At 67.4% G+C, this 23,541-nt stretch carries 23 protein-coding genes and 1 tRNA gene; 14 read left to right on the forward strand and 10 right to left on the reverse strand.

Features of this window, described 5'->3' with window-relative positions; all coding sequences use genetic code 11:
* Positions 1-17: 17 nt before the first annotated feature.
* Positions 18-629 (forward strand): hypothetical protein, encoded by a 612-nt coding sequence (locus ACFPJ1_RS25735; protein WP_380107707.1) that lies wholly within the window; start codon positions 18-20, stop codon positions 627-629.
* A gap of 192 nt (positions 630-821) precedes the next feature.
* Here the strand turns inward: ACFPJ1_RS25735 and ACFPJ1_RS25740 are convergent, their stop codons facing one another.
* The 3 genes from ACFPJ1_RS25740 to ACFPJ1_RS25750 form a co-directional block, all read right to left on the reverse strand.
* A complete protein-coding gene (locus tag ACFPJ1_RS25740; RefSeq protein ID WP_380107709.1) occupies positions 822-1,619 on the reverse strand; it encodes a ferritin-like domain-containing protein in 798 nt (265 codons plus the stop codon).
* 87 nt (positions 1,620-1,706) lie between these two features.
* Positions 1,707-2,249, reverse strand: coding sequence for an NUDIX hydrolase (locus ACFPJ1_RS25745; RefSeq protein ID WP_380107711.1), 543 nt, complete (start codon positions 2,247-2,249; stop codon positions 1,707-1,709).
* Positions 2,246-3,574 carry a zinc-dependent metalloprotease gene (locus tag ACFPJ1_RS25750; protein WP_380107712.1) on the reverse strand — a complete coding sequence of 443 codons (1,329 nt, stop codon included), beginning with the start codon at positions 3,572-3,574 and terminating at the stop codon, positions 2,246-2,248. Before ACFPJ1_RS25750 ends, ACFPJ1_RS25745 begins: the two co-directional genes overlap by 4 nt.
* 495 nt (positions 3,575-4,069) lie before the next feature.
* Here ACFPJ1_RS25750 and ACFPJ1_RS25755 point away from each other — a divergent pair, with 495 nt between their 5' ends.
* Genes ACFPJ1_RS25755 through ACFPJ1_RS25775 form a run of 5 tightly spaced genes read left to right on the forward strand, consistent with a single transcriptional unit; the run spans position 4,070 to position 9,418 of the window.
* Positions 4,070-4,495, forward strand: a complete 426-nt coding sequence (locus ACFPJ1_RS25755; protein ID WP_380107714.1) for a molybdenum cofactor biosynthesis protein MoaE — start codon at positions 4,070-4,072, stop codon at positions 4,493-4,495.
* 30 nt (positions 4,496-4,525) lie between these two features.
* On the forward strand, positions 4,526-4,765 hold the full coding sequence (locus tag ACFPJ1_RS25760) for a hypothetical protein (protein WP_132193305.1): 240 nt from the start codon (positions 4,526-4,528) through the stop codon (positions 4,763-4,765).
* The gene (locus tag ACFPJ1_RS25765) at positions 4,762-5,799 is read left to right on the forward strand and encodes a YlbL family protein (RefSeq protein ID WP_380107716.1); all 1,038 of its coding nucleotides are present in this window, start codon (positions 4,762-4,764) and stop codon (positions 5,797-5,799) included. Before ACFPJ1_RS25760 ends, ACFPJ1_RS25765 begins: the two co-directional genes overlap by 4 nt.
* The gene (locus ACFPJ1_RS25770; protein WP_380107717.1) at positions 5,787-6,455 is read left to right on the forward strand and encodes a PPA1309 family protein; all 669 of its coding nucleotides are present in this window, start codon (positions 5,787-5,789) and stop codon (positions 6,453-6,455) included. The genes ACFPJ1_RS25765 and ACFPJ1_RS25770 overlap by 13 nt, the downstream gene beginning before the upstream one ends.
* Positions 6,452-9,418 (forward strand): UPF0182 family membrane protein, encoded by a 2,967-nt coding sequence (locus tag ACFPJ1_RS25775; protein ID WP_380107719.1) that lies wholly within the window; start codon positions 6,452-6,454, stop codon positions 9,416-9,418. The genes ACFPJ1_RS25770 and ACFPJ1_RS25775 overlap by 4 nt, the downstream gene beginning before the upstream one ends.
* A 232-nt stretch (positions 9,419-9,650) precedes the next feature.
* Here ACFPJ1_RS25775 and ACFPJ1_RS25780 read toward each other — a convergent pair whose 3' ends face one another.
* Positions 9,651-10,055 (reverse strand): hypothetical protein, encoded by a 405-nt coding sequence (locus tag ACFPJ1_RS25780; RefSeq protein WP_380107720.1) that lies wholly within the window; start codon positions 10,053-10,055, stop codon positions 9,651-9,653.
* Between ACFPJ1_RS25780 and ACFPJ1_RS25785 the strand changes: the two genes are divergently transcribed.
* Complete coding sequence (locus ACFPJ1_RS25785; RefSeq protein ID WP_380107722.1) at positions 10,039-10,272, forward strand: hypothetical protein; 234 nt, start codon at positions 10,039-10,041, stop codon at positions 10,270-10,272. The two genes, ACFPJ1_RS25780 and ACFPJ1_RS25785, sit on opposite strands and share 17 nt — an antisense overlap.
* 143 nt (positions 10,273-10,415) lie before the next feature.
* Here the strand turns inward: ACFPJ1_RS25785 and ACFPJ1_RS25790 are convergent, their stop codons facing one another.
* Entirely contained in the window at positions 10,416-11,381 is a 966-nt protein-coding gene (locus ACFPJ1_RS25790) for a GNAT family N-acetyltransferase (RefSeq protein WP_380107724.1), read from the reverse strand.
* 115 nt (positions 11,382-11,496) lie between these two features.
* Here ACFPJ1_RS25790 and ACFPJ1_RS25795 point away from each other — a divergent pair.
* From ACFPJ1_RS25795 to ACFPJ1_RS25805, 3 genes are all read left to right on the forward strand, one after another.
* A tRNA-Met gene (locus ACFPJ1_RS25795) sits at positions 11,497-11,570 on the forward strand.
* Between the two features lie 484 nt (positions 11,571-12,054).
* Positions 12,055-13,800 (forward strand): ABC transporter transmembrane domain-containing protein, encoded by a 1,746-nt coding sequence (locus ACFPJ1_RS25800; RefSeq protein WP_380107726.1) that lies wholly within the window; start codon positions 12,055-12,057, stop codon positions 13,798-13,800.
* Complete coding sequence (locus ACFPJ1_RS25805; protein ID WP_380107729.1) at positions 13,797-15,590, forward strand: ABC transporter ATP-binding protein; 1,794 nt, start codon at positions 13,797-13,799, stop codon at positions 15,588-15,590. The genes ACFPJ1_RS25800 and ACFPJ1_RS25805 overlap by 4 nt, the downstream gene beginning before the upstream one ends.
* Positions 15,591-15,681: 91 nt before the next feature.
* On the opposite strand, the gene ACFPJ1_RS25810 is transcribed toward ACFPJ1_RS25805, so the two are convergent.
* From ACFPJ1_RS25810 to ACFPJ1_RS25825, 4 genes are all read right to left on the reverse strand, one after another.
* Complete coding sequence (locus tag ACFPJ1_RS25810) at positions 15,682-17,058, reverse strand: glutamate decarboxylase (RefSeq protein WP_380107731.1); 1,377 nt, start codon at positions 17,056-17,058, stop codon at positions 15,682-15,684.
* Positions 17,055-17,780 carry a hypothetical protein gene (locus tag ACFPJ1_RS25815; protein WP_380107732.1) on the reverse strand — a complete coding sequence of 242 codons (726 nt, stop codon included), beginning with the start codon at positions 17,778-17,780 and terminating at the stop codon, positions 17,055-17,057. The genes ACFPJ1_RS25810 and ACFPJ1_RS25815 overlap by 4 nt, the downstream gene beginning before the upstream one ends.
* A 34-nt stretch (positions 17,781-17,814) precedes the next feature.
* Complete coding sequence (locus ACFPJ1_RS25820; protein ID WP_380107734.1) at positions 17,815-18,246, reverse strand: DUF7144 family membrane protein; 432 nt, start codon at positions 18,244-18,246, stop codon at positions 17,815-17,817.
* 210 nt (positions 18,247-18,456) lie between these two features.
* Entirely contained in the window at positions 18,457-20,037 is a 1,581-nt protein-coding gene (locus ACFPJ1_RS25825; RefSeq protein ID WP_380107735.1) for a GMC family oxidoreductase, read from the reverse strand.
* A 384-nt stretch (positions 20,038-20,421) separates the two neighbouring features.
* Here ACFPJ1_RS25825 and ACFPJ1_RS25830 point away from each other — a divergent pair, with 384 nt between their 5' ends.
* Positions 20,422-20,763, forward strand: coding sequence for a helix-turn-helix domain-containing protein (locus ACFPJ1_RS25830; RefSeq protein ID WP_380107737.1), 342 nt, complete (start codon positions 20,422-20,424; stop codon positions 20,761-20,763).
* On the forward strand, positions 20,760-21,269 hold the full coding sequence (locus tag ACFPJ1_RS25835; RefSeq protein ID WP_380107738.1) for an MmyB family transcriptional regulator: 510 nt from the start codon (positions 20,760-20,762) through the stop codon (positions 21,267-21,269). The genes ACFPJ1_RS25830 and ACFPJ1_RS25835 overlap by 4 nt, the downstream gene beginning before the upstream one ends.
* 26 nt (positions 21,270-21,295) lie before the next feature.
* Here the strand turns inward: ACFPJ1_RS25835 and ACFPJ1_RS25840 are convergent, their stop codons facing one another.
* On the reverse strand, positions 21,296-21,763 hold the full coding sequence (locus ACFPJ1_RS25840; protein ID WP_380107740.1) for a pyridoxamine 5'-phosphate oxidase family protein: 468 nt from the start codon (positions 21,761-21,763) through the stop codon (positions 21,296-21,298).
* 245 nt (positions 21,764-22,008) lie between these two features.
* On the opposite strand from ACFPJ1_RS25840, the gene ACFPJ1_RS25845 reads away from it, so the two are divergent.
* Together ACFPJ1_RS25845 and ACFPJ1_RS25850 are read left to right on the forward strand one after the other, a co-directional pair.
* Entirely contained in the window at positions 22,009-22,752 is a 744-nt protein-coding gene (locus tag ACFPJ1_RS25845) for a hypothetical protein (RefSeq protein WP_380107741.1), read from the forward strand.
* Positions 22,749-23,540 (forward strand): HoxN/HupN/NixA family nickel/cobalt transporter, encoded by a 792-nt coding sequence (locus tag ACFPJ1_RS25850; RefSeq protein WP_380107742.1) that lies wholly within the window; start codon positions 22,749-22,751, stop codon positions 23,538-23,540. Before ACFPJ1_RS25845 ends, ACFPJ1_RS25850 begins: the two co-directional genes overlap by 4 nt.
* Position 23,541 lies beyond the last annotated feature (1 nt).

The raw sequence follows: 23,541 nt of genomic DNA on the forward strand, positions 1-23,541 counted from the left end.
CTGGGAGTGTCCGACCGGTGAATGATCACCTGGACCGGCGGGTCGTAGTACTGGTGGTTCCGGCCGTCGGCACTTGGGCACCGCCTGGCCGCGAGCACTCGGCCTGGCGGCTGGCGCTGGCAGAGGACACCTACGAGGTACTGGCATCGCTGGATCGTGTCGACGTTGCAGTTGGGGTCGTCGACGGCGACGAGGCGGCTCTAGCCGAGCTTGCGGCCCTCACCTGGCCCGGGACTCCGGTGTACTCCGTGTCTTCCGCGCTGGACGCCGTGGCTGCGGTAGGTCCTGCAGCCGCCGTGGTCGCCGTCAGCCACGACGTGCCGGACCTGCCCGGCCTACTGATCGGCAAGCTGTTCCGCGCTCTGAGCTCGGCCGACATCGCCGTCTGCCCGGCCGAAGACGGCAGCCTGGCTGCTATCGGTGTCAGCCTGCCCGTCGCTCCTTGGGTCGCCGACGCGTCACCCACCTTCGACACATCATTGGCTTCGCTGGAGGCTGCCAAGCCCCGCCGCCACGCGGTCGCGATCGGCCCTGGTTGGCACAGATTGCGCTCACCCGTTGACCTAGCGCGACTGGATCCAGGCCTCGAGGGCTGGGACGCCACCCGATCCATACTTCGAGGTGCTTGAGCCGTCACCTTCTTGATCCCGGCTCGTTTCACAGGCAGCGGGGCTTAACGGGGATCAGTCGGGTCGTCGTCGCAACTGGCCTGCCGGTACCGTTCAGGGGCGACTACCGACACCCAGCCCAGGGGATGCGACGACGCCCCGACCGGAAGCTACGTAGAGCGCCCCACCAACCCCAGCCCCCCGAAGTACGAATCAACCAGCAAGAACCCCGTACTTCACCAGTTCCTTCTCCACCAGATGCAGCCCTCGCTGCCCCGGCAGAGCGTCGATCTTCGCGTCGATCTTCCGCACCTCGGCCAACCCCTGCTCCCCGCCGTACAAGTACGTGAGCATGTGCTTCACCTCCGGCGTGGGCATGATCGTCGACCCCACGATCCCCCAGGCCTTGCCCAACGCGAACCGCGCGATCTTCTGCGCCTTCCGGCTCCGCTCGAGCCGATCGCGCGCCTGGCTGTTGTAGAACGCGACATGCCGGGTCTCCTGCTTGGCGATCCGCTTCAGGATCTCCGTCAGGACGGGATGGCTCTCGGCCTCGATCAGCCGGGTGTACGCCGAGTGCGCGCACCACTCGTTGATCGCGCCCCACGCCATGTGGGTGGCGATGAAGTCCTCGCCGATGATGTTGGCCAGCAGCGACTGCCGGATGGGCGCGAGCCGGTCCTTCCAGCCGAGCCGGGTGCGCACCGCGCGGGTGTGCTCGGGTCCGGTCGGGACGCCGTGGCGCTCGAGCACCTCGTCGAGCACCTCGCCGTGCCAGTACTCCTCGAGATTCCACATGGTCAGGAAGACGGTGACCTCGGGATCGGCGTGGGAGGGGGTGACGAGCAGGTCGCGCAGGTAGCAGACCGTGTGGGTCTCGACGTCACTCATGTAGCTGAGGCACCGGAGTGCGTCCTCGGACAGCGGGTTGGTCTCGAACGAGGACATGTCGAGGTCGTCCCAGCGGATTCGGGTCGAAGTCTGGGCGTAGTGATCGATGTCGAAGCTCACGGAGATCCTTCGGCACACTCAGGCGACCGGATGGGTCGCGATCCGACGATGACAACGAGCGTACGGCTTCGCGCCGACAGTTCGCCATCAAGTAACCGGTCGGTAGACCCTCTTCACCAGGGCCCTGACGGTCCCGTCGAGGTCGTCCGGCAGCGCGTCCAGCCGGAACCAGGCCAGATCGTGCGATTCCTCGCTCACCACGTACTCCGTACCCGCCGTGGCCGTGACCAGGAACTGAACGTCGAGGTGATACGCGTCCTTGCACCCGCCGGCGAGGATCTTGTGCCGGGACAGTTGGAGCGGGCTCGCGTCGATCGTCAGACCGGTGAGCCCGGACTCCTCGGTCGCCTCCCGCAGTGCCGCGCCGGCGAGGGTGGTGTCGCCCATCTCACAATGCCCGCCCAGCTGCAGCCACGTGTTGACGAGCTTGTGCAGAGTCAGCAGTGCTCTGCTCCCGGAGGAGTCCAGGAGCAGAGCACTCGCCGTGAGATGTTCCGGCCGGCTGACGCGCCACATCGCGTCCTCATGCGTGGCGAGGTAGCCGAGGTAGTGATCGCGGAGCGCCGCCTGCTCAGCGTCAGGTGGGTTCCAGTTGGTCAGCGTGGCAGTGGCGTCGGCGTGCAGCGTCACTTGTCGTCGGTGCCCTTTTCGTTGCCCTCGTCATCTTGTCCGCCCGGCTCGCCCTCGCCCTGAGAGCCAGTCTCGTCGGTCATGAAGTCGGTGATGTCGATGTCGGCCAGCTCGCCGGAGTGCTGGGCGAACCCGATCGGGTCGTCCAGATCGGTGGCGCTCGGCAACAAGTCCGGGTGCGACCACAGCTCGTCGCGCCCCTCGATACCCCGCGCGTCCCGTACTGCGGCCCAGAGGTTCGCCGCGTCCCGGAGTCGCCGGGGGCGGAGCTGGAGTCCGACGAGGGTGGCGAACGTCTGCTCCGCGGGACCACCCGCGGCGCGGCGACGGCGTACGGTCTCGGCAAGCTGGACAGCAGCAGGCATCCGGTCCTTCGTGGCCTCGCGGACGACGTCGTCGACCCAGCCCTCGACCAGCGCGAGCGCGGTCTCCAGGCGGACCAGAGCGGCCTTCTGCTGCTCGGAATCCTCCGGCTCGAACAGGCCCTCGGCCAGAGCGGCCTGCATCGCCTCGGGGTTCTGCATGTCAACGTCGGCCATGGCACGCTCAATCTTGCCGGTGTCGACCTCGATGCCGGACGCGTAGTCGCCAACCGCGGCGAACAGGTGCTGCCGCAGCCACGGGACTCCCGCGAACAGCCGCTGGTGTGCGCACTCGCGCAGCGCGAGGTACAGCCGGACGTCCTCGTCGGTCAGGCCCAGGCCTTCCGCGAACTTCGCGACGTTGTCAGGCACCAGCACCGCCTGCCCGTCCGGGCCGAGCGGCAGGCCGATGTCGGACGAGCTCACGACCTCACCTGCGAGCTCACCGAGCGCCTGACCGACCTGGGCGCCGAAGATCGAGCCACCGAGCTGGCGGAGCATCCCCGCCATCGGTCCGGCGAGCTGCTGCGCCTCGGCGGGCAGCGCACTGCCCATCGCACCGGCCACGTGCTCGGCGACCGGGTCCACGACCGTCTGCCAGACCGGCAGGGTGTTCTCCACCCATTCCGCCCGGCTCCAGGCCGCTGATGTGGTTGAGGCCTCGGGCAACGTCGTGACCGGGTCCAGCCAGTGCTCCGCGAGCCGGACCGCGTCGGCGACCCGGTCGGTGTCGGTCGGCGTGATGGACCGGTCACCGGCGGCGGAGACGGTCTTGCGGGCGATGTCCTTGGCAAGGTCCCAGTTCACCGGCTTGCCGTCGGTCGAACCGCTGAGCAGCTGCTGGACCTGAGCGAGGATCGCGTTCAGGTCGGGGGCGCCGCCCGCGCCGGCCGCACCGGAGAACTGCTGGAACATGGCCTCGAACGGAGTTCCCTTGAACGGGTTGTCCGGTTCGTCGCTCATCGGAGGGGGCCTTCCTGTGCGGTGGGGCGTACAACTCCAACGTACTGGTTCCAGGCCCCCATTCCGCGCCCAGCGAACCCCCAACCACCCTGTGACATCCCCGGCAACCCCCTAACTCCACCCTGACCGACCCACCCCGCCCGACCCAGCTCACCCGCCGTCCCCGCTCCGGTTCGCCCGCCAGACCTCCTCGCCCGGCCCCGACCTAGCTCACCTACGGTCGCCGCTCCCGCTCGCCCACCTGACCTGCTCACCCCACCCCGTTCTCGCTCGCCTGCAACCCGGCACCCCGGCCAACTCAGCGCCCCCTGGCGACTGAATGTTGAACTGATTTCGGGTGGCTGACGACCCGGGTGTGTGCGGGGCTCGGGTCGGGTGGAGCGGGGTGGGTGCGGTGGGTGACGAGCGAGCGGGCAGACTAGGGAGACTCTCACCTTGTGTGGTGTGGTGGGGTGTTCGATAACGGGATGGTCCGGGGTAGAGCGAGGGATGGGCATGACTGAGGCGATCAGGCTGCTGGACATTCGCGATTCCGCGCTGTCCAGCGACGAAGTGCTGGCCGCGATCAGCGACCCGGCGGCCGGTGGTACCGCGCTGTTCATCGGCACCGTGCGCAACCACGACCACGACCGCCCGGTCGACGAACTGAGCTACGAGGCCCACCCGGACGCCCTCCAGCACCTCCGCAAGGTCGCCGAGCGGGTGTGCGAGAACCCCGCCGTGATCGCGCTTGCCGCGGTGCACCGCACCGGCGTGCTGGAGATCGGCGACGCCGCCGTGATCGTCGCTGTCGCCGCCGCGCACCGCGATGTGGCCTTCGCCGCGTGCCGCCGGTTGATCGACGACCTCAAGGCGGAGGTCCCGATTTGGAAACACCAGCACTTCACCGACGGTGCGAGCGAGTGGGTCGGCGCTTGTTGACACGTACGCTGGGCGCATGAAGGTGGCCGGATGAAGGTCTTGGCGTGGCTGGCGTTCCCGTTGGTCGCCACCGCCCTGGCGATGTGCTGGGCGGCTTGGCGCGGGCGGAACCGCGGTCCACGCCGGTCCGGTGGCGCCTTCGCGTCGGTGGAGGACTTCCGTCGCTTCAACGAGGCGATGGCCGCGCCCGGTCCCCGGTCCACCCCTGAGCCGCGCGGAGGCCTGCGCGGGCTCGTCCGGAAACTCAAGATCGCAGGGCAGGGTTCGTGACACGTCGTACCGCCACGCTGGTCACCTCGATCGTCGTGCTCGTGCTCTCACTCGGACTGGTCACCGTCTTCCCGGTGCCGTTCGTCTCCTTCAGCCCGGGGCCGGTGAAGAACACCCTCGGCGAGTCGAAGTCCAAGCCGGTCATCGAGATCACCGGCCACCAGACGTACCCGACGACCGGTGAGCTCGACCTGACGACGGTCTCGGTCACCTCGCCGGACCGCGACCTCACGCTGCCGCAGGCGATGCGGAACTGGCTCGACCCGCACCACGACCTGTTCCCGCGCGACATCATCTATCCGCCGGAGCAGAGCGCCGACCAGGTGGAGCAGCAGAACACCGCGGAGATGACCGGCTCACAGGACAGCGCGGTCGCCGCGGCTCTGCAGGAGGCGAAGGTCCCCTTCAGCCCGAAGGTCTCGACGGTGGCCAAGGGCAGCCCGGCCGACGGCAAGCTCAAGGTCGGTGACGTGATCCTCGAGGTCGACGGCGTCGCCACCACCCAGGTCACGCAGGTCGGCGAACTGGTCCGCAAGCACAAGGTCGGCGACGAGGTCACCTTCCTGATCCGTCGCGGCGGCGCCGAGCAGACCGTCGTACTGAAGACCGCGGCGACGCCCGCCGAGGAGACCCGCCCGATGGTCGGCATCAGTGTCGGTGTCGACTCGCCGGTCAAGGTGAGCGTGAACCTCGGCCAGGACATCGGCGGCCCGAGCGCCGGTACCGCGTTCGCGCTGGCCATCTACGACAAGCTGACGCCTGGTCCGCTGCTGGACGGTAAGCACGTCGCCGGCACCGGCACCATCGACGCGCTCGGCCAGGTCGGCGCGATCGGCGGCATCCAGCAGAAGATCGCGGGAGCCAAGGAGAGCGGGGCCACTGTGTTCCTGGTTCCGGAACCGAACTGCGAAGCGGCCCTGCACTCAGGGGTCAAGGACATCCGCCTGGTGAAGATCACCACCCTGCACGAGGCGATCGGCGCACTGACCGCACTGGCCAGTGGAACTGGAGACGTCCCGGCATGCACCAAGTAGGACCTGACAGCACCCCGCCCGCCGACGCGTTGAGCCAGGCGGTGATCGAGATCGAGCGGCACGTCAGCAGCGCGGGCTGGGACCAGCCCGCGCAGTTGTTCGCCCTGGTTCCGACCGAGGACCTGCTCCGCGCCGAACCACAGCTGGCCGCCGAGCTCGGCGCCGAGGACGCGTCGCAGCCGCTGACTCCGGTCGCGCAGGGCGAGCTGCCCGGCGGCCTGGACGACGAGAACCTGGCCGACGCGCTGGCCCAGATCGAGTGGCCGGACGGTGTGAGCGGCTGTGCGGTCGCGGTCGAGCGGATCGTGCTGCCGGCCTCTGCCGAGGCGGGTCTGTCCGACGCCGACTCCGACGCGGAACTGGCCCGGATGGCGGGCAGCGACCCGCGCCGGCACGAGGTCCGGATGGTCGCCGGCGTACTCCGTGAGGGCGGCCAGTTCGGCGCTGTCCGGCTGCGGACCCACGACGAGGACAGCGCGGTGCTCACCGGTATCGACTTGGTCCCTACCCTCTGCCAAGTACTGTCTTTGACATTCGAGCCTTCAGTCGACGGAGCCACCGTCGGCCGGGGTCTCGACGACGGGCCTCTCGACAACAGGCCACTCGGTGACGGCCCAGTGCGCGGTTTGAGTGACAACAAGGAGAAGCGACCATGAGCGACGGCGTCTACGACATGCCGGAGGAGCCGCGGCGGCCCCGGCGAACGCCCGGGCAGCGCCCGCGGGCCCTGCTCCCCACGATCGCCACCCTGATCGTGCTGCTCATCTTGTTCAGCGTCTTCACCGACGTCTGGACCCAACGGCTCTGGTACCGCTCGGTCGACCTCGGCTCGGTCTTCAGCACCGTGCTCGGCACCCGGGTGCTGCTCTTCTTCGTGGTCGGCCTGCTGATGGCGGGCGCCGTGGTCGCGAACGTGATCATCGCGTTCCGCACCAGGCCGCGGGTCGCGCTCGCCCCGTCGCCGAGCCCCGGCTTCGAGCGGTACGGCGAGCTCCTCAAGCAGCGCGGCAAGATCGCCATCGGCGTGCTGGCCGGCCTGATGCTGGTCTTCGGTGGTTCGGCAGCCTCGGGGGAGTGGAAGGTCTTCCTCGCCTGGCGGAACCGCACTCCGTTCGGCGTTACCGACAAGCACTTCAACAAGGACATCTCGTTCTTCGTCTTTGATTACCCGTGGCTGCGCGTCCTGCTCGGCTTCGGCTACTCGATCGTCCTGCTGTCGTTGGTCGCCGCGATCATCACCCACTACCTGTACGGCGGGTTCCGCCCGTCCGCGAAGGGTCAGAAGGCCTCCGGAGCGGCGCAGGTGCAGTTCTCCGTCCTCCTGGGTCTGCTCGTTCTGCTCAAGGCGTTCAGCTACTGGCTCGATCGCTTCGGGTTGACCACCTCTGACAGTCGTTTGTTCACTGGTATCTCCTATACGGGCGACAACGCAGTCCTGCCCAGCAAGGAGATCCTGGCTGTCATAGCAGTGCTCTGTGCCGTGCTCTTCTTCGCGAACGTCGTCCGCAAGACCTGGCTGCTGCCGGGTGTCGGGACAGTCGTCCTGGTGCTTTCGGCGATCCTCCTCGGTGCGCTCTGGCCGGCGGCCCTCCAGCAGCTCCGGGTCCGCCCGAGCGAGCCGGTCAAGGAAGCTTCGTACATATCCAAGAACATCGAGGCGACCCGCCAGGCCTACGGCCTGGAGAAGACGAAGATCATCAACTACGAGGCGAAGACGACCGCCTCGCCGGGCCAGCTGTCGGCGGACGCCGAGGTGCTGCCGGGTATCCGGCTGATCGACCCGAGCGTGGTCGGCCCGACCTTCGAGCAGTTGCAGCAGGTCCGGGGCTTCTACTCCTTCCCGACCGACCTGGACGTCGACCGCTACAAGATCGGCGACCAGGTCAAGGACACCGTGATCGCGGTCCGCGAGGTCGAGATCGACCGGTTGCCGGCCGGCCAGCGTAACTGGAACAACGACCACACCGTCTACACCCACGGCTACGGGGTCGTCGCCGCGAACGGCAACCAGCGCGCCGCGGACGGTTCGCCGGTGTGGTCCGAGAAGGACCTGCCGCCGACCGGTGAGCTCGGCGACTACGAGCCGCGGATCTACTTCGGCGAGCAGTCCCCGGACTACTCGATCGTCGGCGGACCGAAGGGCGGCTCGGCGGTCGAGCTGGACACCCCGGAGGGCAAGAACGGCGGCGACCCGACACTGAACACCTACGTCGGCAAGGGCGGCGTCCCGGTCGGCTCGTTCGGCAACCGGCTGCTCTACGCCACCAAGTTCCGCGACGCGAACATCCTGCTCTCGAGCCGGGTGAACAGCGACTCGAAGATCCTCTACGACCGCAACCCGCGCGAGCGCGTCGAGAAGGCCGCCCCGTGGCTGACCCCCGACGGCGACCCGTACCCGGCGGTCGTCGACGGGCAGGTCGTCTGGATCGTCGACGGTTACACCACCTCGGCGAACTACCCGTACTCCGAGAAGGTCGCGCTCGACGACAGCACTCGCGACACCACCACGGGCCGGGGCACCATCGCCCAGCAGCCGAGTGAGCAGATCAACTACATCCGCAACTCCGTCAAGGCGGTCGTGAACGCCTACGACGGCTCGGTCGAGCTGTACGCGTGGGACGAGAGCGACCCGCTGCTGAAGACCTGGATGAAGGCGTTCCCGAACACGGTGAAGCCGCGCTCGGACATCTCGCCCGCGCTGATGTCTCACCTGCGGTACCCCGAGGACATGTTCAAGGTGCAGCGCGACCTGCTCGCGAAGTACCACGTGACGGACTCGACCACCTGGTATCAGAACAGCGACCTGTGGCGGGTGCCGGCCGACCCGACGCAGGGTGCGGCCAACGCGGACTCCTCGGTCATCAACCAGCCTCCGTTCTACTTGTCACTGCGGATGCCTGACCAGCAGGATCCGAAGTTCTCGCTCACCTCCGTCTACGTCCCGAACGCGGAGCGGGAGAACCTGACCGCGTTCATGGCTGTCGATTCCGAGGCATCCTCGCCGGACTACGGCCAGTTCCGGATCCTTCGATTGCCCGGCAACGTGCAGATCCCAGGTCCCGGACAAGTCGCCAACAAGTTCCAGACAGATGATTCGATCCGGGCGGCGCTGCTCCCGATCAACCAGCCCAGCAGCGGCGCTAGAGCGCAGTACGGGAACCTGCTGACGTTGCCGCTCGGTGGTGGTCTGCTCTACGTCCAGCCGGTCTACTCGGTCCGCACCAGTGGTCCAGGTAGCTACCCGGTCCTCCGGTATGTGCTGGTCGGTTTCGGTGATCGTGTGGCCTTCGGCGCGACCCTCCAGGAAGCCCTGAACAAGGTCTTCAACACCGACGTCGACACCGGCGAGGAGCCACCCGGCAGCAAGCCGACGACTCCACCGGCGAACCAGACGATCAAGCAGGCGCTCACCGAGGCACAGACGGCCTACGACAACGCCCAAGCCGCCTTGAGACGTGGCGACCTCTCCGGCTACCAGACCGCGGTGAATCAGATGAAGGCGGCGATCGACCGAGCCGTCAAGGCAGGCGCGGCAACCCCGACGCCGACGCCGACCCCGTCCGGCGCACCATCGACACCGGCCACACCCTCGAGCCCACCCAGCTCGCCAACAGGCTGACCGGTTGAACAGAACGGGCGGCGACTCCGACCAACCTCGGCGTCGCCGCCCGTTCTTCTATTCCACCCGGCACCGCCGGCACCCGCCAGCGCACCACCCACCGGCGGTACCCCAGTGACCGCCGGACGACTTGCTTGCCCAGGGCACCTATCGCGCCCCGGGCCGGGCTACCTGCGCGTGGCGACCAGCCGTTCGCAGTACAGGCGAGGTGGGATCGGGCTGCGGGCACCGATCAGGCGGAGCTCTCCGGGTGGAAGCCCGCGGCTGTGGTCATCAGGTCTTCCTCGGTGAAGCGGCCGCGGTCGATCGACACTTCCGCGGCGATGCCCGGTGAGATGAAGAAGAAGACCTGGTCCTCCGCGGCATAACCGCCGTACCCACCGACGTCGACAGCGGTCAGCTCCCACGTCTCGGGATCCTTCTCGTGGTACTCGGTCAGGAAGGTGCGCAGTGACTCCAGGTCGATCAGCTTCTCGCCCCGGACCGTCTTGACCGTGAGGTCCACCTTGGTGGCGCCCTCCGGATCCGGTCCGGTCTCCCAGACCCTGCTGTGGAAGACGACCTCCTCCCACTCGTACTCGAAGTCGCTCGGCGAACCGATGCCGCCGGGCAGTTTCTCGATGACGAATCCGTCCAAGATGCACGCCCTCTGCTGGGTCGATGGGGGAGTCCGGTGGTTCCCGGACCGCGACTCCGCAGCGAGTCCTGCCGCCGATGATGCCGTCATCGCTGACGCCGGTGTCGCCACCAGGGCGGCCAGCGCGGTGACCCCGATCGCACTGCCGATCACGATACGTCGAGTCGCCGGCGCGACGGTGGACCAAGAAGAAGAACACGACATGGCTGCCTCCTAGAGCGGATCCGCATCGCCTGCCCTGCTGCAGGCGTCTGTTTCCTTGCCAGAGAAGTTGCACCGGTTCTTCGCTTTCCCGGCGACGAATTCCCTGCCTGTGGATGACGCGGATCGACTAAGAGTGCTCAGTCAGCTGCGCAGTGTTCAGTACCCGATGAGCCGATGCAGCCGGTGGAAGGTCTGGGCGAACCCGAGCCGCGGCCACGCCCGCGAGGCCAGCAGGTTCGTGACCCGCCAGTCCGCGACGACAGAGGTGTAGCCCACCTCGCCGGTCCAGTTCAGCACGGCCTCGCCCAAGGCCCGGCCGGCACCGACGCCGCGCGACTCGGGCAGCACCGCCGCGTAAGCGAGGAAGCCCGCGTTGTCCGGCTGGGCGAGCCCGCTGTGAGCAATGGACTTCTCGATCGAGCAACTGATGGACGAGCCGATCACCTGCCCGTTGTATTCGGCAACGAAAGTCGCGTACTCCCGGTCGTCGATCGACTCCTCCCAGTCAGCCAGCGCCTCCTCCAGCGTCGGCAGCTCCCCGGCCGAGAACACAGGAGACATCCCCTGGTGCCGAGGCAGTACCAGATCCAGCTCAGCCAGTACTGCGATGTCGCCGCGCCCAGCACGTCGGACGGTCAGGTCTGGGCGGACAGCAAGCGGCTCGGCCGGTACAGGCCTTACTGCGTGGGCGTGCTGCGAGCCGAAGCCCAGCCGGAACCAAGCGTTGACCAGTTCTGCATCATCCGGCACCAGCACGTACTGCGCTCTGCGGCCGTCCGCCACCCACTTGGTCGCGGCAGCGCCGTACAGGTCCCTCATGTACTCCGGCTCCCGCACAGCCTGGCCAGCTTGCTCGACCCAGATGTTCGGACCCCAGATCGGTGACGACTTAGGGGCTCCCAGCAAGTAACCGGTGACCTCGTCGCCATCGACAAGCACCGAACCAGATGCGCCCTCGGACTCCCACGCGGCAGTGACCTCGACCGGCGCGAGCTTCGGGTCTTCGAACTCCGCCCGCAGCAGCGGATGCTTCAGGCGGTGGCGCGCGTGCCGCTCGGCAAGCAACCGGCCGGCAGCGGGCAGATCGGCCGTCTCGAACGGCCGGATGACAACACGAGACATACCCCGGACGGTACGCCGGACAGCCCGCCCGTGACACGGATTTACGCTGCCCACAGCCGCACCGGGAGCCGATTTGGTTGCACGGCCCGGATCCTCTAAACTAAAGACACAACGGCGCGGGGTGGAGCAGCTCGGTAGCTCGCTGGGCTCATAACCCAGAGGTCGCAGGTTCAAATCCTGCCCCCGCTACAAAAGAAGGCCCGGACCACTAGGTCCGGGCCTTCGCCTTGTCATATGCGGTCTGACCTGCGGGTTTGCCCTGCTGAAGATCCTCTGCTTGTGGCGGCCGTGAGCTGCTTCACACCAGTTCGTCGGCCGGGTCTGCGTCCAGAATTCCGCGATCCCTACCCAGATCCGTACCCAAGTCGTCGGTGCCGGGCCTCTTGCCGATCGTAGATCGCCGTGCACGTGTCGAGTGGATGCCTCGGCGGCCGGCGTCGGACCATCCGGTGCCTGTGCTTTCCCGCCGACGACTACCCGCGTATCTCCGATGTCCAGGAAGCTGTCCTCCAAGTCGATCATTGGCCGCTCGACCCCCCAGTTCGGAGCGACGCATTCCGGTGGTTGCTGCCAGCACCCACATGCACGGAGTAGCGGTCTTCAAAAGCAACCGTGGCGGTAAGTGTTTCGCAGTGGGTCGGGCCGACGCGCACGCCACCGCTAGGGTTGCCTGATGCCGAACAGCCACGCGTCGACGGATCGGTTGGCCGAAGGCTGGGTCCCTCCCGCGCCCCGCGACACGAGTGGCCCCTTCCGCTTCCTGCTCTGGCTCGCCCGGTCACAGGCGCGGCGCGTCGCGGCAGGCGCGGCGCTGGGGAGTTCCTGGATGGTCGGCCTGGCCGTGCCGCCGTGGGTGCTGTCCCACGCGGTCGATGATGGTCTGGTTGCTGGAGACACTGCAGCCCTGGTCACGTGGTCTGTGGTGCTGGTGGTGGTGAGCATGCTCATCGCCGTGCTGGCGATCTCCCGGCACCGAACCATGACGAAGATCCGCATGGACGCATCGTTCCGCACCGTGCGCACGGTCGTGCGGCACACCGCCCGATTGGGCTCCGCGCTGTCCCGGCGGATCGGCACGGGTGAGGTGGTGACGATCGGTATCACCGACGTACAGATCGTCGCGCAGTCGTTGACCGTGACGGGTCCGGGGTTCGGCGCGGTCGTGGCGTACGCGGTGGTCGCTGTGGTGCTGTTCACTATGTCGCCGCTTCTGGCCTTGGTCGTGCTTGCCGGGGTACCGCTGCTGGCTGCCACCGTCGGGCCGTTACTGCGGCGCATCGAGAGCACCGGCGGCGACTACCGGGTGGACGTAGGCCTGCTGACCACGCGCCTGGTGGACATCCTGGGCGGCCTGCGTGTGCTCAACGGCCTCGGGGGCAAGGAGTTTGCGGCCGGGCGCTACCGGCGCCAGTCGCGGGAACTAGTAGAGCGTGGGTACCGCGTCGGCAGCCCGGCGAGCTGGGTGAGCGCTCTGGCGAGCGGGCTGCCCGCACTGTTTCTGGCCGCAGTGGTGTGGCTGGCGGCGCGAATGACCGCGCAGGGCGAAATCACCATCGGAGACCTCGTCGCGGTCTACGGCTACGTCGCTGTACTTGTTGTACCGGTGTCGTCCTTCATCGAGAGCGGTGGCGAAATCGCCCGCGCGCGGGTAGCCGCCCGGCGCATCGTCGACCTGCTCAATCTGCGGCCCGAACGCGACAGCCTCCACGGCGTGATCGACCTCCCAGCCGGCTGCGGGCCGCTGGCCGACCCGGAGTCCGGCGTCCTGGTGCGGCCCGGACTATTGACTGCGCTGGTGAGCGCGCGTCCCGATGAAGCGATCGCAGTGGTGGAGAGGTTGGGCCGGTTCACTCGCACCGACGCGACGTGGGCAGGAGTGCGGGTCGACGCGGTTGCGGCCGACCAGTTGCGGGAGCGGTTGGTCGTCGCTGACAACAACGCCGAACTGTTCGCAGGTACGGTACGCGCTGCCGTCGCGGGTCGGTTCGAGCCCGACGACAAGCGGGTCCATGCGGCAGTGCAGACCGCCGTGGCAGAGGACGTCGTGGAGGCGCTGCCCGGCGGTCTGGACGCGCCCGTCACGTGGGGCGCCAGCACATTGTCAGGTGGGCAGCGGCAGCGGCTCCGCCTGGCGCGCGCCCTCTATGCCGCACCGGACGTGTTGCTGGCTGTCGAGCCGACCTCCGCAGTCGACGCGCTCACCGAGGCCGCCGTAGTCGACTGGTTACGCGTGGCCAGGAGGCGCCTCACGACGGTGGTCACTACGACGTCGCCGCTGGTACTCGACCAGGCCGACGAGGTCATCTTCCTGGCCCACGGCCGCGCCACGGCGTCCGGCACGCATGAGGAGCTGCTGCGCGACAACGCCGCCTACCGCGACCTGGTCTCCCGCGTGCAGGACGGGCAGGCGGGCTCGTGAGTGCGGCGCTGCCTGTCGCAGGGGCAACCCGGGTTCGGGCCGCGGCGTGGGGCGACCTACTCGCGGACCGCGGCGCGGTAGCCGGCCTCCTGCTGCTCAACGGCATGGCCTCTGCTGCGGGGCTGGTCGGGCCGTTGCTGCTCGGCCGGATCGTCGACGCAGTCAGGGCGGGCTCCGGCGACGTGCTCGGCACCGTGGATCGCCTGGCGTTCGGCGCGCTGGTGTTCACCGTCGCGCAGATGCTGCTAGGACGGTGGGCGCTCGCAGTAGGCTACCGGTTCGGCGAGCGCACGGCGGGTCGGGTTCGCGAGCGGTTCCTGGAGCGTGCGCTCGCGCTGCCGCCGTCTGTCGCGGAGCATGTGCCTGCCGGCGACCTGATCGCCCGCGGTAGTACGGACGCCTCCGTGGTGGCGTTGACGCTGCGGCGGGCGGTGCCCGAGGTCCTCGTGGCCCTCGTCCAGGCTGTGTTCCTCATCGCCGCGGTGCTTGTGCTGAACCCGCTGCTCGGGCTGTGCGGGCTGGTGTGCCTCCTCGGCGTGGGCGCTGCGCTGCGCTGGTACCTGCCGCGTGCCCGTCCGGCCTACCTGACCGAAGCGGCCACCGGCGCGCAGCTCGCCGACGTCGTCACGAGCACCGCGAAGGGCGCCCGCACGATTGAGGCGCTCGCACTGGAAGGCCGACGCGCAGAGGCCGCGGACGGAGCAGTCGCCGACGCAAAGGCCGCCCGGCTGCGGACACTGTGGCTGCGGACGGTGCTGTTCCCGTCGTTCGATGTCTCGTGCGCGCTGCCAGCCGTCGGTGTTCTGCTGGTGGGTGGGGCGCTGCACGCGAACGGTCTAGTCAGCGTCGGCGTGGTGGTGGCCGCGACGGTGTACATGCGGCAGCTGGTGGGTCCATTGGACACGCTGACGCTGTGGGTGGAGCAGTTGCAGGGCGCGATCGCGTCCTATGCGCGAATCGAGGGACTTGCGGAGGTACCGCGCGAGGAGCCCAGGCCCGCTGCATCCCCGGCAGACGACCGCATCGAGGTGTCCGGCGTCCGCTACGCCTACGACGGCGGCCGGGACGTGCTGCGTGGAGTCGACCTGGTGGTGCGGCCCGGCGAGCGGCTGGCCATCATCGGCACCTCAGGGGCAGGGAAGTCCACGCTGGCCCGGCTGCTGGCGGGCCTCGACCGACCCCGCACCGGGTCGGTGACCGTGGGAGGGACGCCGGTGGCGGACCTCCCGCCGGACCGGCTGCGCGAACAGGTAGTGCTGGTCACCCAGGACCACCACGTCTTTCACGACACGGTGCGCGACAACCTACGGGTGGTGAAACCGAACGCCACCGACGAGGAACTGCGCGGCGCGCTGGAGGCTCTGGGCGCGCGCTGGATCGACGACTTGCCGCAGGGCCTGGATACGGAGGTCGGCGCCGTTATCAGCCTCGATGGCGCGCGTGCCCAGCAGCTGTCGCTGGCGCGGGTCGTGCTTGCCGACCCGCACACGCTGATCCTGGACGAGGCAACGGCGCTGCTCGACCCGACGACCGCGAGGGAGACGGAGCAGTCGCTGGCGGCGGTACTGCGCGGGCGCACGGTCATCGCAATTGCCCACCGGCTGCAGACCGCGCACGACGCCGACCGAGTGGCGGTGCTGGAAGCGGGGGAACTGGTCGAGCTGGGCACCCACGACCAACTCGTCAGTGCGGGCGGCGCCTATGCCAGTCTGTGGACCTCCTGGCACGGTGGGTACGACGGACAGGACCCGAGACGACAGCCGGGCGCGGCCCGGCGAGCAGGACACTGATCCCAGGACTACCAAAGAAGGCCCGGACCAACAGGTCCGGGCCTTCACACTGGTTCGTCAGCTCGCCCATCGCCTCTCTGCCGGGTAGTCGTCAGTATCCGGTTCCCGTCTTCGCCTTCTCGCGCTCGATCTGCGACGCCCCGCCCTTGAGGTCGAGTGTTGTGCAGGCGTTTGCAATATCCTCCGTCAGCCGTTCGACCTGTTCGCGATTCATGGTCTCCTTGACCAGCGCACGCATGATCTTCACCTTCTCGGCGTTGGGAGGAAGTGTGTACGCCGGCACCATCCAGCCCCGCTCCGCAGACAGCTGCCAAGCGATGTCGGACTCGTCGTACGCGTTGTTCTTGCCCGAGAGCCGGAAGGCGACCAGCGGAAGCTGCTCGAGTTCGTCGCCGATCACCTCGAACCGGCCGCTCTCGCGCAGGTTGGCCGCGAGCGCCCGGGCATTCTCCTGCAACTGGCTCATCACGTAGGTATAGCCTCCGCGCCCGAGCCGGACGAAGTTGTAGTACTGCGCGAGCACCATCGCCGCGCCCGTCGAGAAGTTCAGCGTGAACGTCGAGTCGGTCTTGCCGAGGTAGTTCTCATAGAAGACGAGATCCTCGGCGAGGTCGGCCTTCTCGCGGAAGATCAGCCAGCCGATTCCGGGATAGACGAGCCCGTACTTGTGGCCCGATACGTTGATCGAGCGAACCTGCTCGAGCCGGAAATCCCACTTGGAGTCGGGATAGAGGAACGGCCACACGAACCCACCACTGGCGCCGTCGACGTGGAGCGGGATGTCCAGGCTGCGTTGCTTCTTGACGTCGAGAAGGAGCTCGTTGATACCGGCGATGTCGTCCATGTGTCCGGTGAACGTGGTGCCGAGGACGGCCGCGACGCCGATCGTGTTCTCGTCGAGGTGCGGCGCCACGTCCTCGGGCCCGATCGTGTACTTGTTCTCCGCGAGGGGGACGATTCGTGGTTCGACGTCGAAGTAGCGACAGAACTTCTCCCACACCACGTGGACGTCTCCGCCGAACACGAGGTTGGGTCTGTCTGTCGAGAGTTTCGCCGCCTGGCGTCGCTCCCTCCACTTCCACTTCAAGGAGAGGGCGCCGAGCATGATCGCCTCGGACGAGCCCTGAGTGCGACAGCCGGTGGTCTCGCCGGGCGCGTGGAACAGGTCGGCCAGCATCCGCACGCAGCGCTGCTCGATCTCGGCCGAGATCGGGTACTCGGCATGGTCGATGAAGTTGCGGTGGAGGTTCTCGGCGATGATCCGCTGGGCCTCGGGCTCCATCCAGGTCGTAACGAAGGTGGCCAGATTGCGCTGCGGATCCCCTTCCATGGTGAGCTCCGCGCCAACCAACCGCAGGGCATCGAGGGGGCGCATCCCGCTCTCGGGGAACGCGGTCGAAGGTGCCATCTCGGTCAGGAACCGATTGCCGAAGAGCGCTACAGCTTCTGCCTCATTGAGCTTCGTCATGGATTGCATTGAACCTCCCTCCTTGCCGGCTCGGGCTTGTCGAACATCTGCAGGCCACCACCGATTGCGAAACAGACAGCACCCGCGAAGGTCCCCCAGTTGACCAGAGCGATGTCTAGGGAACGGGAGGTCGCCGGACGAGTGAACGCCGCGAGTCCCGCGAGGAAGAACAGGACGGACCCGAACTGGTTGACCGCGACGACCCACCAGCCGAGGCTGTGGACGCGTAGTCCGATGTGGCCGCCGCAGACATCGAGCATTGCGAGGTGTCCCGAGACGAGGAAGCAGACGCATCCGAGGATGTCTGGCAGCCAGATCCATCCATTCGACTGGCGCGGCGTCAGTCCTGCGGCGAAGGCAGCCACCAGGCTGACCGCGAACAGGAGTGTCCCGACGAACAACACGACTGCACTCGACCAGCCGAGCTGATGGGGCTGGTGAGTCCACCATCGCGTCCGCGTGACCTTGGTCGACCCCCGCTCGACGTTGGTCATGTTGACGACGAGCAGGATCGACGCATATCCGCCGAGACTGAAGAAGAAGCCTCCGATCAGGTAGGTGATGTTGACCGTTTCCATGCTGCCGACCGCGAGTTGAGCGAAGGCGGCGCCCAGTGCGAAGAATGAGCCGCCAAGCATGAAGGCCACAGCGGCAACGAGATTGACGTGGAGCAGCGAGCGGGCCACCGCCCCGTCGCGCGAACCCGCCGACTCTCGTTGCATCGCGACTACGGCCTGTTCGCTCCGGCCTCAGTCCTCAGACCCTGACGTCACGACCATGAGCGGCCAGGGCCCAGATGACGAAGACGTCCAGCGCGATGATGGTCAGTGCCCAGAACGGGTAGTAGGGGATGAAAGCGAAGTTGGCGAGAGCACTCAGGACCGCCATGGTGATGCCCACCACCCGCGCCCAGGTCTGACCAGCGATCACTCCGAAGCCCGCCAGCATGACCAGCACGCCCATCAGCAGGTGGATCCAACCCCACGCGGTGATGTCGAACTGGAAGAAGTAGTTGCGGGTCGCGACGAAGAACTCGTCATTGAACAGCGCCACCAGGCCGTCGAAGGCCTGGAAGATACCGGCTGTGACCATCACTACGCCGGCGAACAAGATGAATCCCACCGCCCAGCCGCTGGTAGCCTGCTCCTCGCTGGCGGCTCGGTACTGCGATGCTGCCTGATCGGTCACTGTCGCTCACTCCCTTGTGCTTGCTTTGGCCGGACAGAGCCGGTTCGCGTCGGCCGGCTGACCTACAGCAGTTCAATCCTCAGCCGACATACGCGGAACGGCATCAACCTCAGCGGATGAGATCCACGTCCGCTCGCGAGCACTCGATGTCCTGGACGAACAGGTCCGGGCCTTCGTTTTGTGACCGTGGTGACCGGTGGGTTGTCCTGTTCAGCCGACCAGGTCGGCGGCCCGTTCACCGATCATGACCGCCGTGGCGTGCGTGTTGCCGCGTACGGTGTCCGGCATGATCGACGCGTCCGCGACGTGGAGGCCCTGTACCCTCTGCACCCGCAGTTCGGGATCCACGACGGAGGCGTCGTCCGTGCCTGAACGGCAGGTGCCGACCGGGTGATTCATAGACGTGAGGCTGTCCCGTACGTAACTCAGCAGCTGGTCGTCGTCCCAGTCCGCCTTCGGCAGGTTCTCCGCCCCGATGAGAGCTCGCATCGATGCCGTCGAGCCGAGATCCAGCGCCCGCCGGAGCCCCGCAATCAGGCGCGGCGCGTCCGTCTCGTCGGTGAGATAGGCGGGGTCCACCAGCGGCGCCGCCTGTGGGTTGTCCGGGCGCAGGCGTACTTGACCTCTGCTCCCTGGTGTCAGCAGCGTGACGATGCAGGAGAACCCGGAGAGCGACATGGTGGTGAAGTCCATCAGCATCGGGGTGAATTGGATGTCAGGGGCGGGAGCATCAGGGCCACAGCGTAGGAAGGCGGCGGCCTGGCCGATCGAGGCCAGAGGGCCGCGCCGGGATGCGGCGTACCGCTCGGTGTTCTCCGGGCTCGCTGCGTCGGCCCACGTTTCGCCCCGGGTGACCGGCCAGCCGGCCGAGACGATGGGGTGGTCATGGAGGTTGTGCCCCACCCCGGGCAGACCGGTGACAACCTCGATGCCTGCCGCGGTGAGTTCGTCGGCGGGGCCGATGCCGGACAGCATGAGTAGGTGCGGAGTGCGCAGCGTTCCGGCGGACAGGACGACCGAGGGTGACTGCGCGAGGTGCCGTCGGCCCTCGGCATCGGTGTACTCCACGCCGGTCACGGCGCGGTTCCGGGTCACTACGCGTCGGGTGGTGGCACCCGTGAGGACGGTGAGGCCGGTCCGGTCGAGGGCGGGGTGGAGATAGCCGCGCGCAGCGCTGACCCGTTCGCCGTCGCGAACGTTGCTGTACATGAGACCGACGCCGTCGCGGCGTACGCCGTTGAAGTCACGGTTCAGGTCGAGCCCTTGCTCGACTCCCGCCGTGATGAAGGCGAGCGAGAGGGGGTTGACGTCAGGCGCCGTGGTCACGGGCATGGGACCGCCCGTGCCGTGGAGTGTGGACGCGCCCAGTTCGTTGTCCTCCGCGCGGCGGAAGTAGGGGAGTACGTCGTCCCAGCCCCAGCCGGTCATACCCCGCTTGGCCCAGCCGTCGTAGTCGAGTGGGACTCCCCGGAACCAGGCGAGGAAGTTGATGGTGCCACCGCCGCCGAGAACATGTCCGCTCGACACCATGACCCGGCGTTCGCCCAGCTTCTCCTGCGGAACACTCAGGTCGGACCAGTTGAGCGCCCCGGACTGCACCGCGAACGCGCCGTGCGGTGCGGGGATGGCAGGGTCGGTGTCCGCGTCGCCCGACTCGAGCAGCAGGACCCTACGCTCCGGGTCCTCACTCAGGCGTGCAGCCAACACGCATCCAGCGGCCCCGCCGCCGACGATGATGGTGTCGTAGTTCTTTCGTTGCGTGTCGTAGTTTGACGCGTTGTCGATACTCACGGTGTTGCTGACTCCTTGTGCTTTGAACTTCCGCGTTTACAGGCTCGGCTGACCTGATGAGGTAGGAGGTGAGCTCCCTGTCATTCCTCGATGGCCGTTTCTGCGGGCGACCTTCGATCTCCCGTGCCGCATCCAGCGATACAACTCGAGCAAGGGCTCGTCGGCCTTCAGGGTTCATCGTCGGAGGACGTCAGGCCGAGACTTCCAATGGCGCGTTGTTCCATGTCGTGTTCACCAAATCCATCAGATAGCCAATCGCTGTTCTCCCCCTGAAGACGATGAAACATCGGAGATTCGGGGCGGACAATGCGTTAAGGGGGCATCCGATACCTAGGAAGCGGACTGCTACCCTTTTTGTGTGATCCGCACCACAGGGCCACAGCCGTGACCGCGTCAAGAAACCGCGAACTCGGGGACTTCCTGCGCTCGTGCCGGGCTCGGGTCGAGCCGCTGGACGTCGGCCTGCCGTATACGGACGGGCGGAGGGTCCGCGGCCTGCGCAGGGAAGAGGTCGCGCACCTCGCCGGGGTGAGTCCCGACTACTACACGCGGCTGGAGCAGGGGCGCCAGCGAACGGCGTCACCGCAAGTGCTCGACAGCCTGACGACGGCGCTCCGTCTCACAACTACGAACAAGAGCATTTGTATACGCTCGCCGGAGTGGCGCGTGTGGATCACGCTTCCGAGCTGGCGTCCCGGACTGTCGACCGCAGGGTTCAACGCGTGATTGACGTGATGGGCGACACGCCAGTCATGCTATGTGGACCTTTCGTCGAAATAGTCACTGCCAATCGGGCGGCGGCTTTCCTGTGGGCCGACTTCAATGCTATGCCTGCGCGCGAACGGAACGGTCTCAGATGGATGCTCCTGTCGCCTACGGCGCGTGAACGCTATGGGCACGCATGGGAGGCTGCGGCCAGCGAGATGATCGGCATGCTGAGGGCTGACGCCGGTCACCTTCCGGATCATCCCCGTCTCGCTGAGCTGGTCGAAGAACTCACCTCGGAGAGCGCGCTGTTTCGCCGTCTCTGGCGAGATCACCGCGTTTCGACCTGGCTGCACGAAAGGAAAATCCTGCACCATCCAGGCTTTGGCGAGATGGAATTCTTCAACGAGTTCCTCAGCTTGCAGTGCGCGCCGGGGCAGAACCTCGTGGTGATGATGCCGGCGGATCCTGCCACCTTCCGGAGGGTTCTCAACCGAGAGCCGTCTGATGGACAGCACTCGACTTGAGAGCGTGAGTCCGCAGGTTCGAGTGGTTAGAGGGACAGGGCGCTGGGGTAGCGGGTTTCGAAGTCCAGGACTGCTGCCCAGGTCGGCTGGACGGCTACTCGGGCCATTGGTTGACCGCGTAGTTGTGAGACCCAGGCGTTGCCTTGCTCGGAGCCGAAGTAGCGGGTGGCGGCTTGGGCGTATTCCGGGCAGACGTCGTCGAGGAACTCGACCGTGGCGTGGCCGCGCACCAGCAACGCCTTGTACGGCCAGACCGATGCGTCGTCGATGGAGACCGCGGAGGCGCCGTTGGCGGCCAGCGCCTTCAGCTTCGGTGCTCTCGGTGGGCTGCCGAACACGATCTCCTCGCCGGTCCAGGTGAACCAGATCGGCACCACCCGCGGGGTCCCGTCGGTCCACGTGTACGCCAGTCGCGCCGGTTCACGGGATCCGAGAAGCTCTTGTGCGACCGGGTCCTGCAGAAGCGCTACATCCCCTTGTTGTGCTGTGGTCATGACTACCTCCCCAAGCGGACCCGGAGGGCCCGCCCTCTCCTCTCGTCACGTTACGCCGCGGGATGCTGCCCGGCGACGGCTTGGCGACGGCGGAGCCAGGTCACGGAGATGGTTGACGGTGCAGTTAATCGTTCACGTGAGCGTTTCCTGGGGATCACTGGGGAGAGCCTGGGAGTTCTCGGAGAGGCGGCACAGTCCGGGCTGGTCGCGTTCCTTGCGCGCTACAGCATCTGAGACTCGGAGCGTTGACCTTGGGCACACCCGGACGCCTGTACTGCGGGTTGGTGGGCGTCGTCGCGTTGATGGCAGGCGGGTTCGTTCAGGCGGCTCCGGCGCAGGCGCATCCGTTCGGGGATCCGCAGACGGTGGCTATCGCGCTCGATCGGGAACATCCCCAGGTCGTGCAGGTCCGGTGGAAGGTCGGGGGACTCGACGACCTGACGTTACTCGGGGTCGCGCTCGGCCTAGTGCCGCAGGACCGCGTGATGCTCGATGGTGCAGTCTTCTTCCAGGATTCGGATGCGGCGGCGATCAGCGCCTCCGGCAAGTTCAACGAGTACCTGCTGAAGCAGATCACGGTCGACAGCGGGGGACAGGCATGCGCTGGGTCCGTCCAGCCGCCGAGTGACCTGGCCAAGACCGGTGTGGCGATCGAGTACACCTGTCCCGAGACGGTCGGTGCTGCCTCGGTCACGGTCCGGATGCTGACCGATCTCAACCCTGCGTACCGGACGCTGGCGACGGGCCCGAACGGCGAACGCGCGGTGTACGCGGCGGATCAGGTCTCCCATGACTGGGTCCTCGACAGCACCCAAGCGACCGCTAGTACTACGCATGCCGGCCGCAGCGCCGTTGTCCAGATCGCTGCGGTTGTCGGCGGCGTGGTCCTCGTCGCAGCTGCGCTGCTGGGGTTCCGCAGGGTGAGCCGACGGCGGCGGGCCGGGCAGAGCGCGGTACCGGAGGCACAGGGAAGCAGGGCTGCCGTATGACAGGGGTTGTCGTCGCGCAGTCGCTCTCGGACCAGTTGCAGAACTTCGTCAACTCACCCGGTGTGCCGCCGACCGCCTTCGCACTCGCGTTCGTCGCCGGAGCCGGGCACGCCGTCATGCCGGGGCATGGCAAGAGCGTCGCCGCGGCGTACTTGGTCGGGTCTCGCGGCCGGATCCGCGACGCCGCCTGGCTGGGTGGCTCGGTGGCTGTCATGCACACGGTCTCGGTGCTGGTGGTCGCCCTGGCGTGGACCTTCCTCTCACTCGCCGATGTCATCCAGATGCAGCAACTCACCACCGGCTTGCAACTTGTAGCCGGTCTGCTGGTCGCCACCACCGGCCTCTGGCTGGCTCGTCGGCACCTCCGCGCCGCCGCCCATGGTCACGGACATGGTCACGGACACGGGCATGGACACGGCCATGGTCACGGGCACGGCCATGACCACGAGCACGAAGCCGAGCGTCCAGGGCTGCTCATGCTCGGCATCTCCGGCGGCCTCACTCCGTCCCCAGCCGCCTTCCTCGTCCTGGTGGCCGGGCTGTTCATCGGACGCGCCGGCTTCGCCCTACTCCTGGTGATGGCGTTCGGCATCGGGATGGCAGTCGTCCTGTTCGGCGTCGGCCTGCTCGCGCTCGCGGGCAGCTCGGTGATCGTCCGCGGCGCCCAGTCGCGCGCCGTACTGCGTCTCGCCACTCGGGTGGCCCCAGTTCTTGCCGCGTCCGGCCTCACGGTGGCCGGCGTCGGAATGACCGCACTAGCAGCGTTACACCTCACCGCTGTTCTCTGAA

This window comes from Kribbella qitaiheensis (assembly GCF_042657745.1).
GTDB classification, from domain to species: Bacteria; Actinomycetota; Actinomycetes; order Propionibacteriales; family Kribbellaceae; genus Kribbella; species Kribbella qitaiheensis.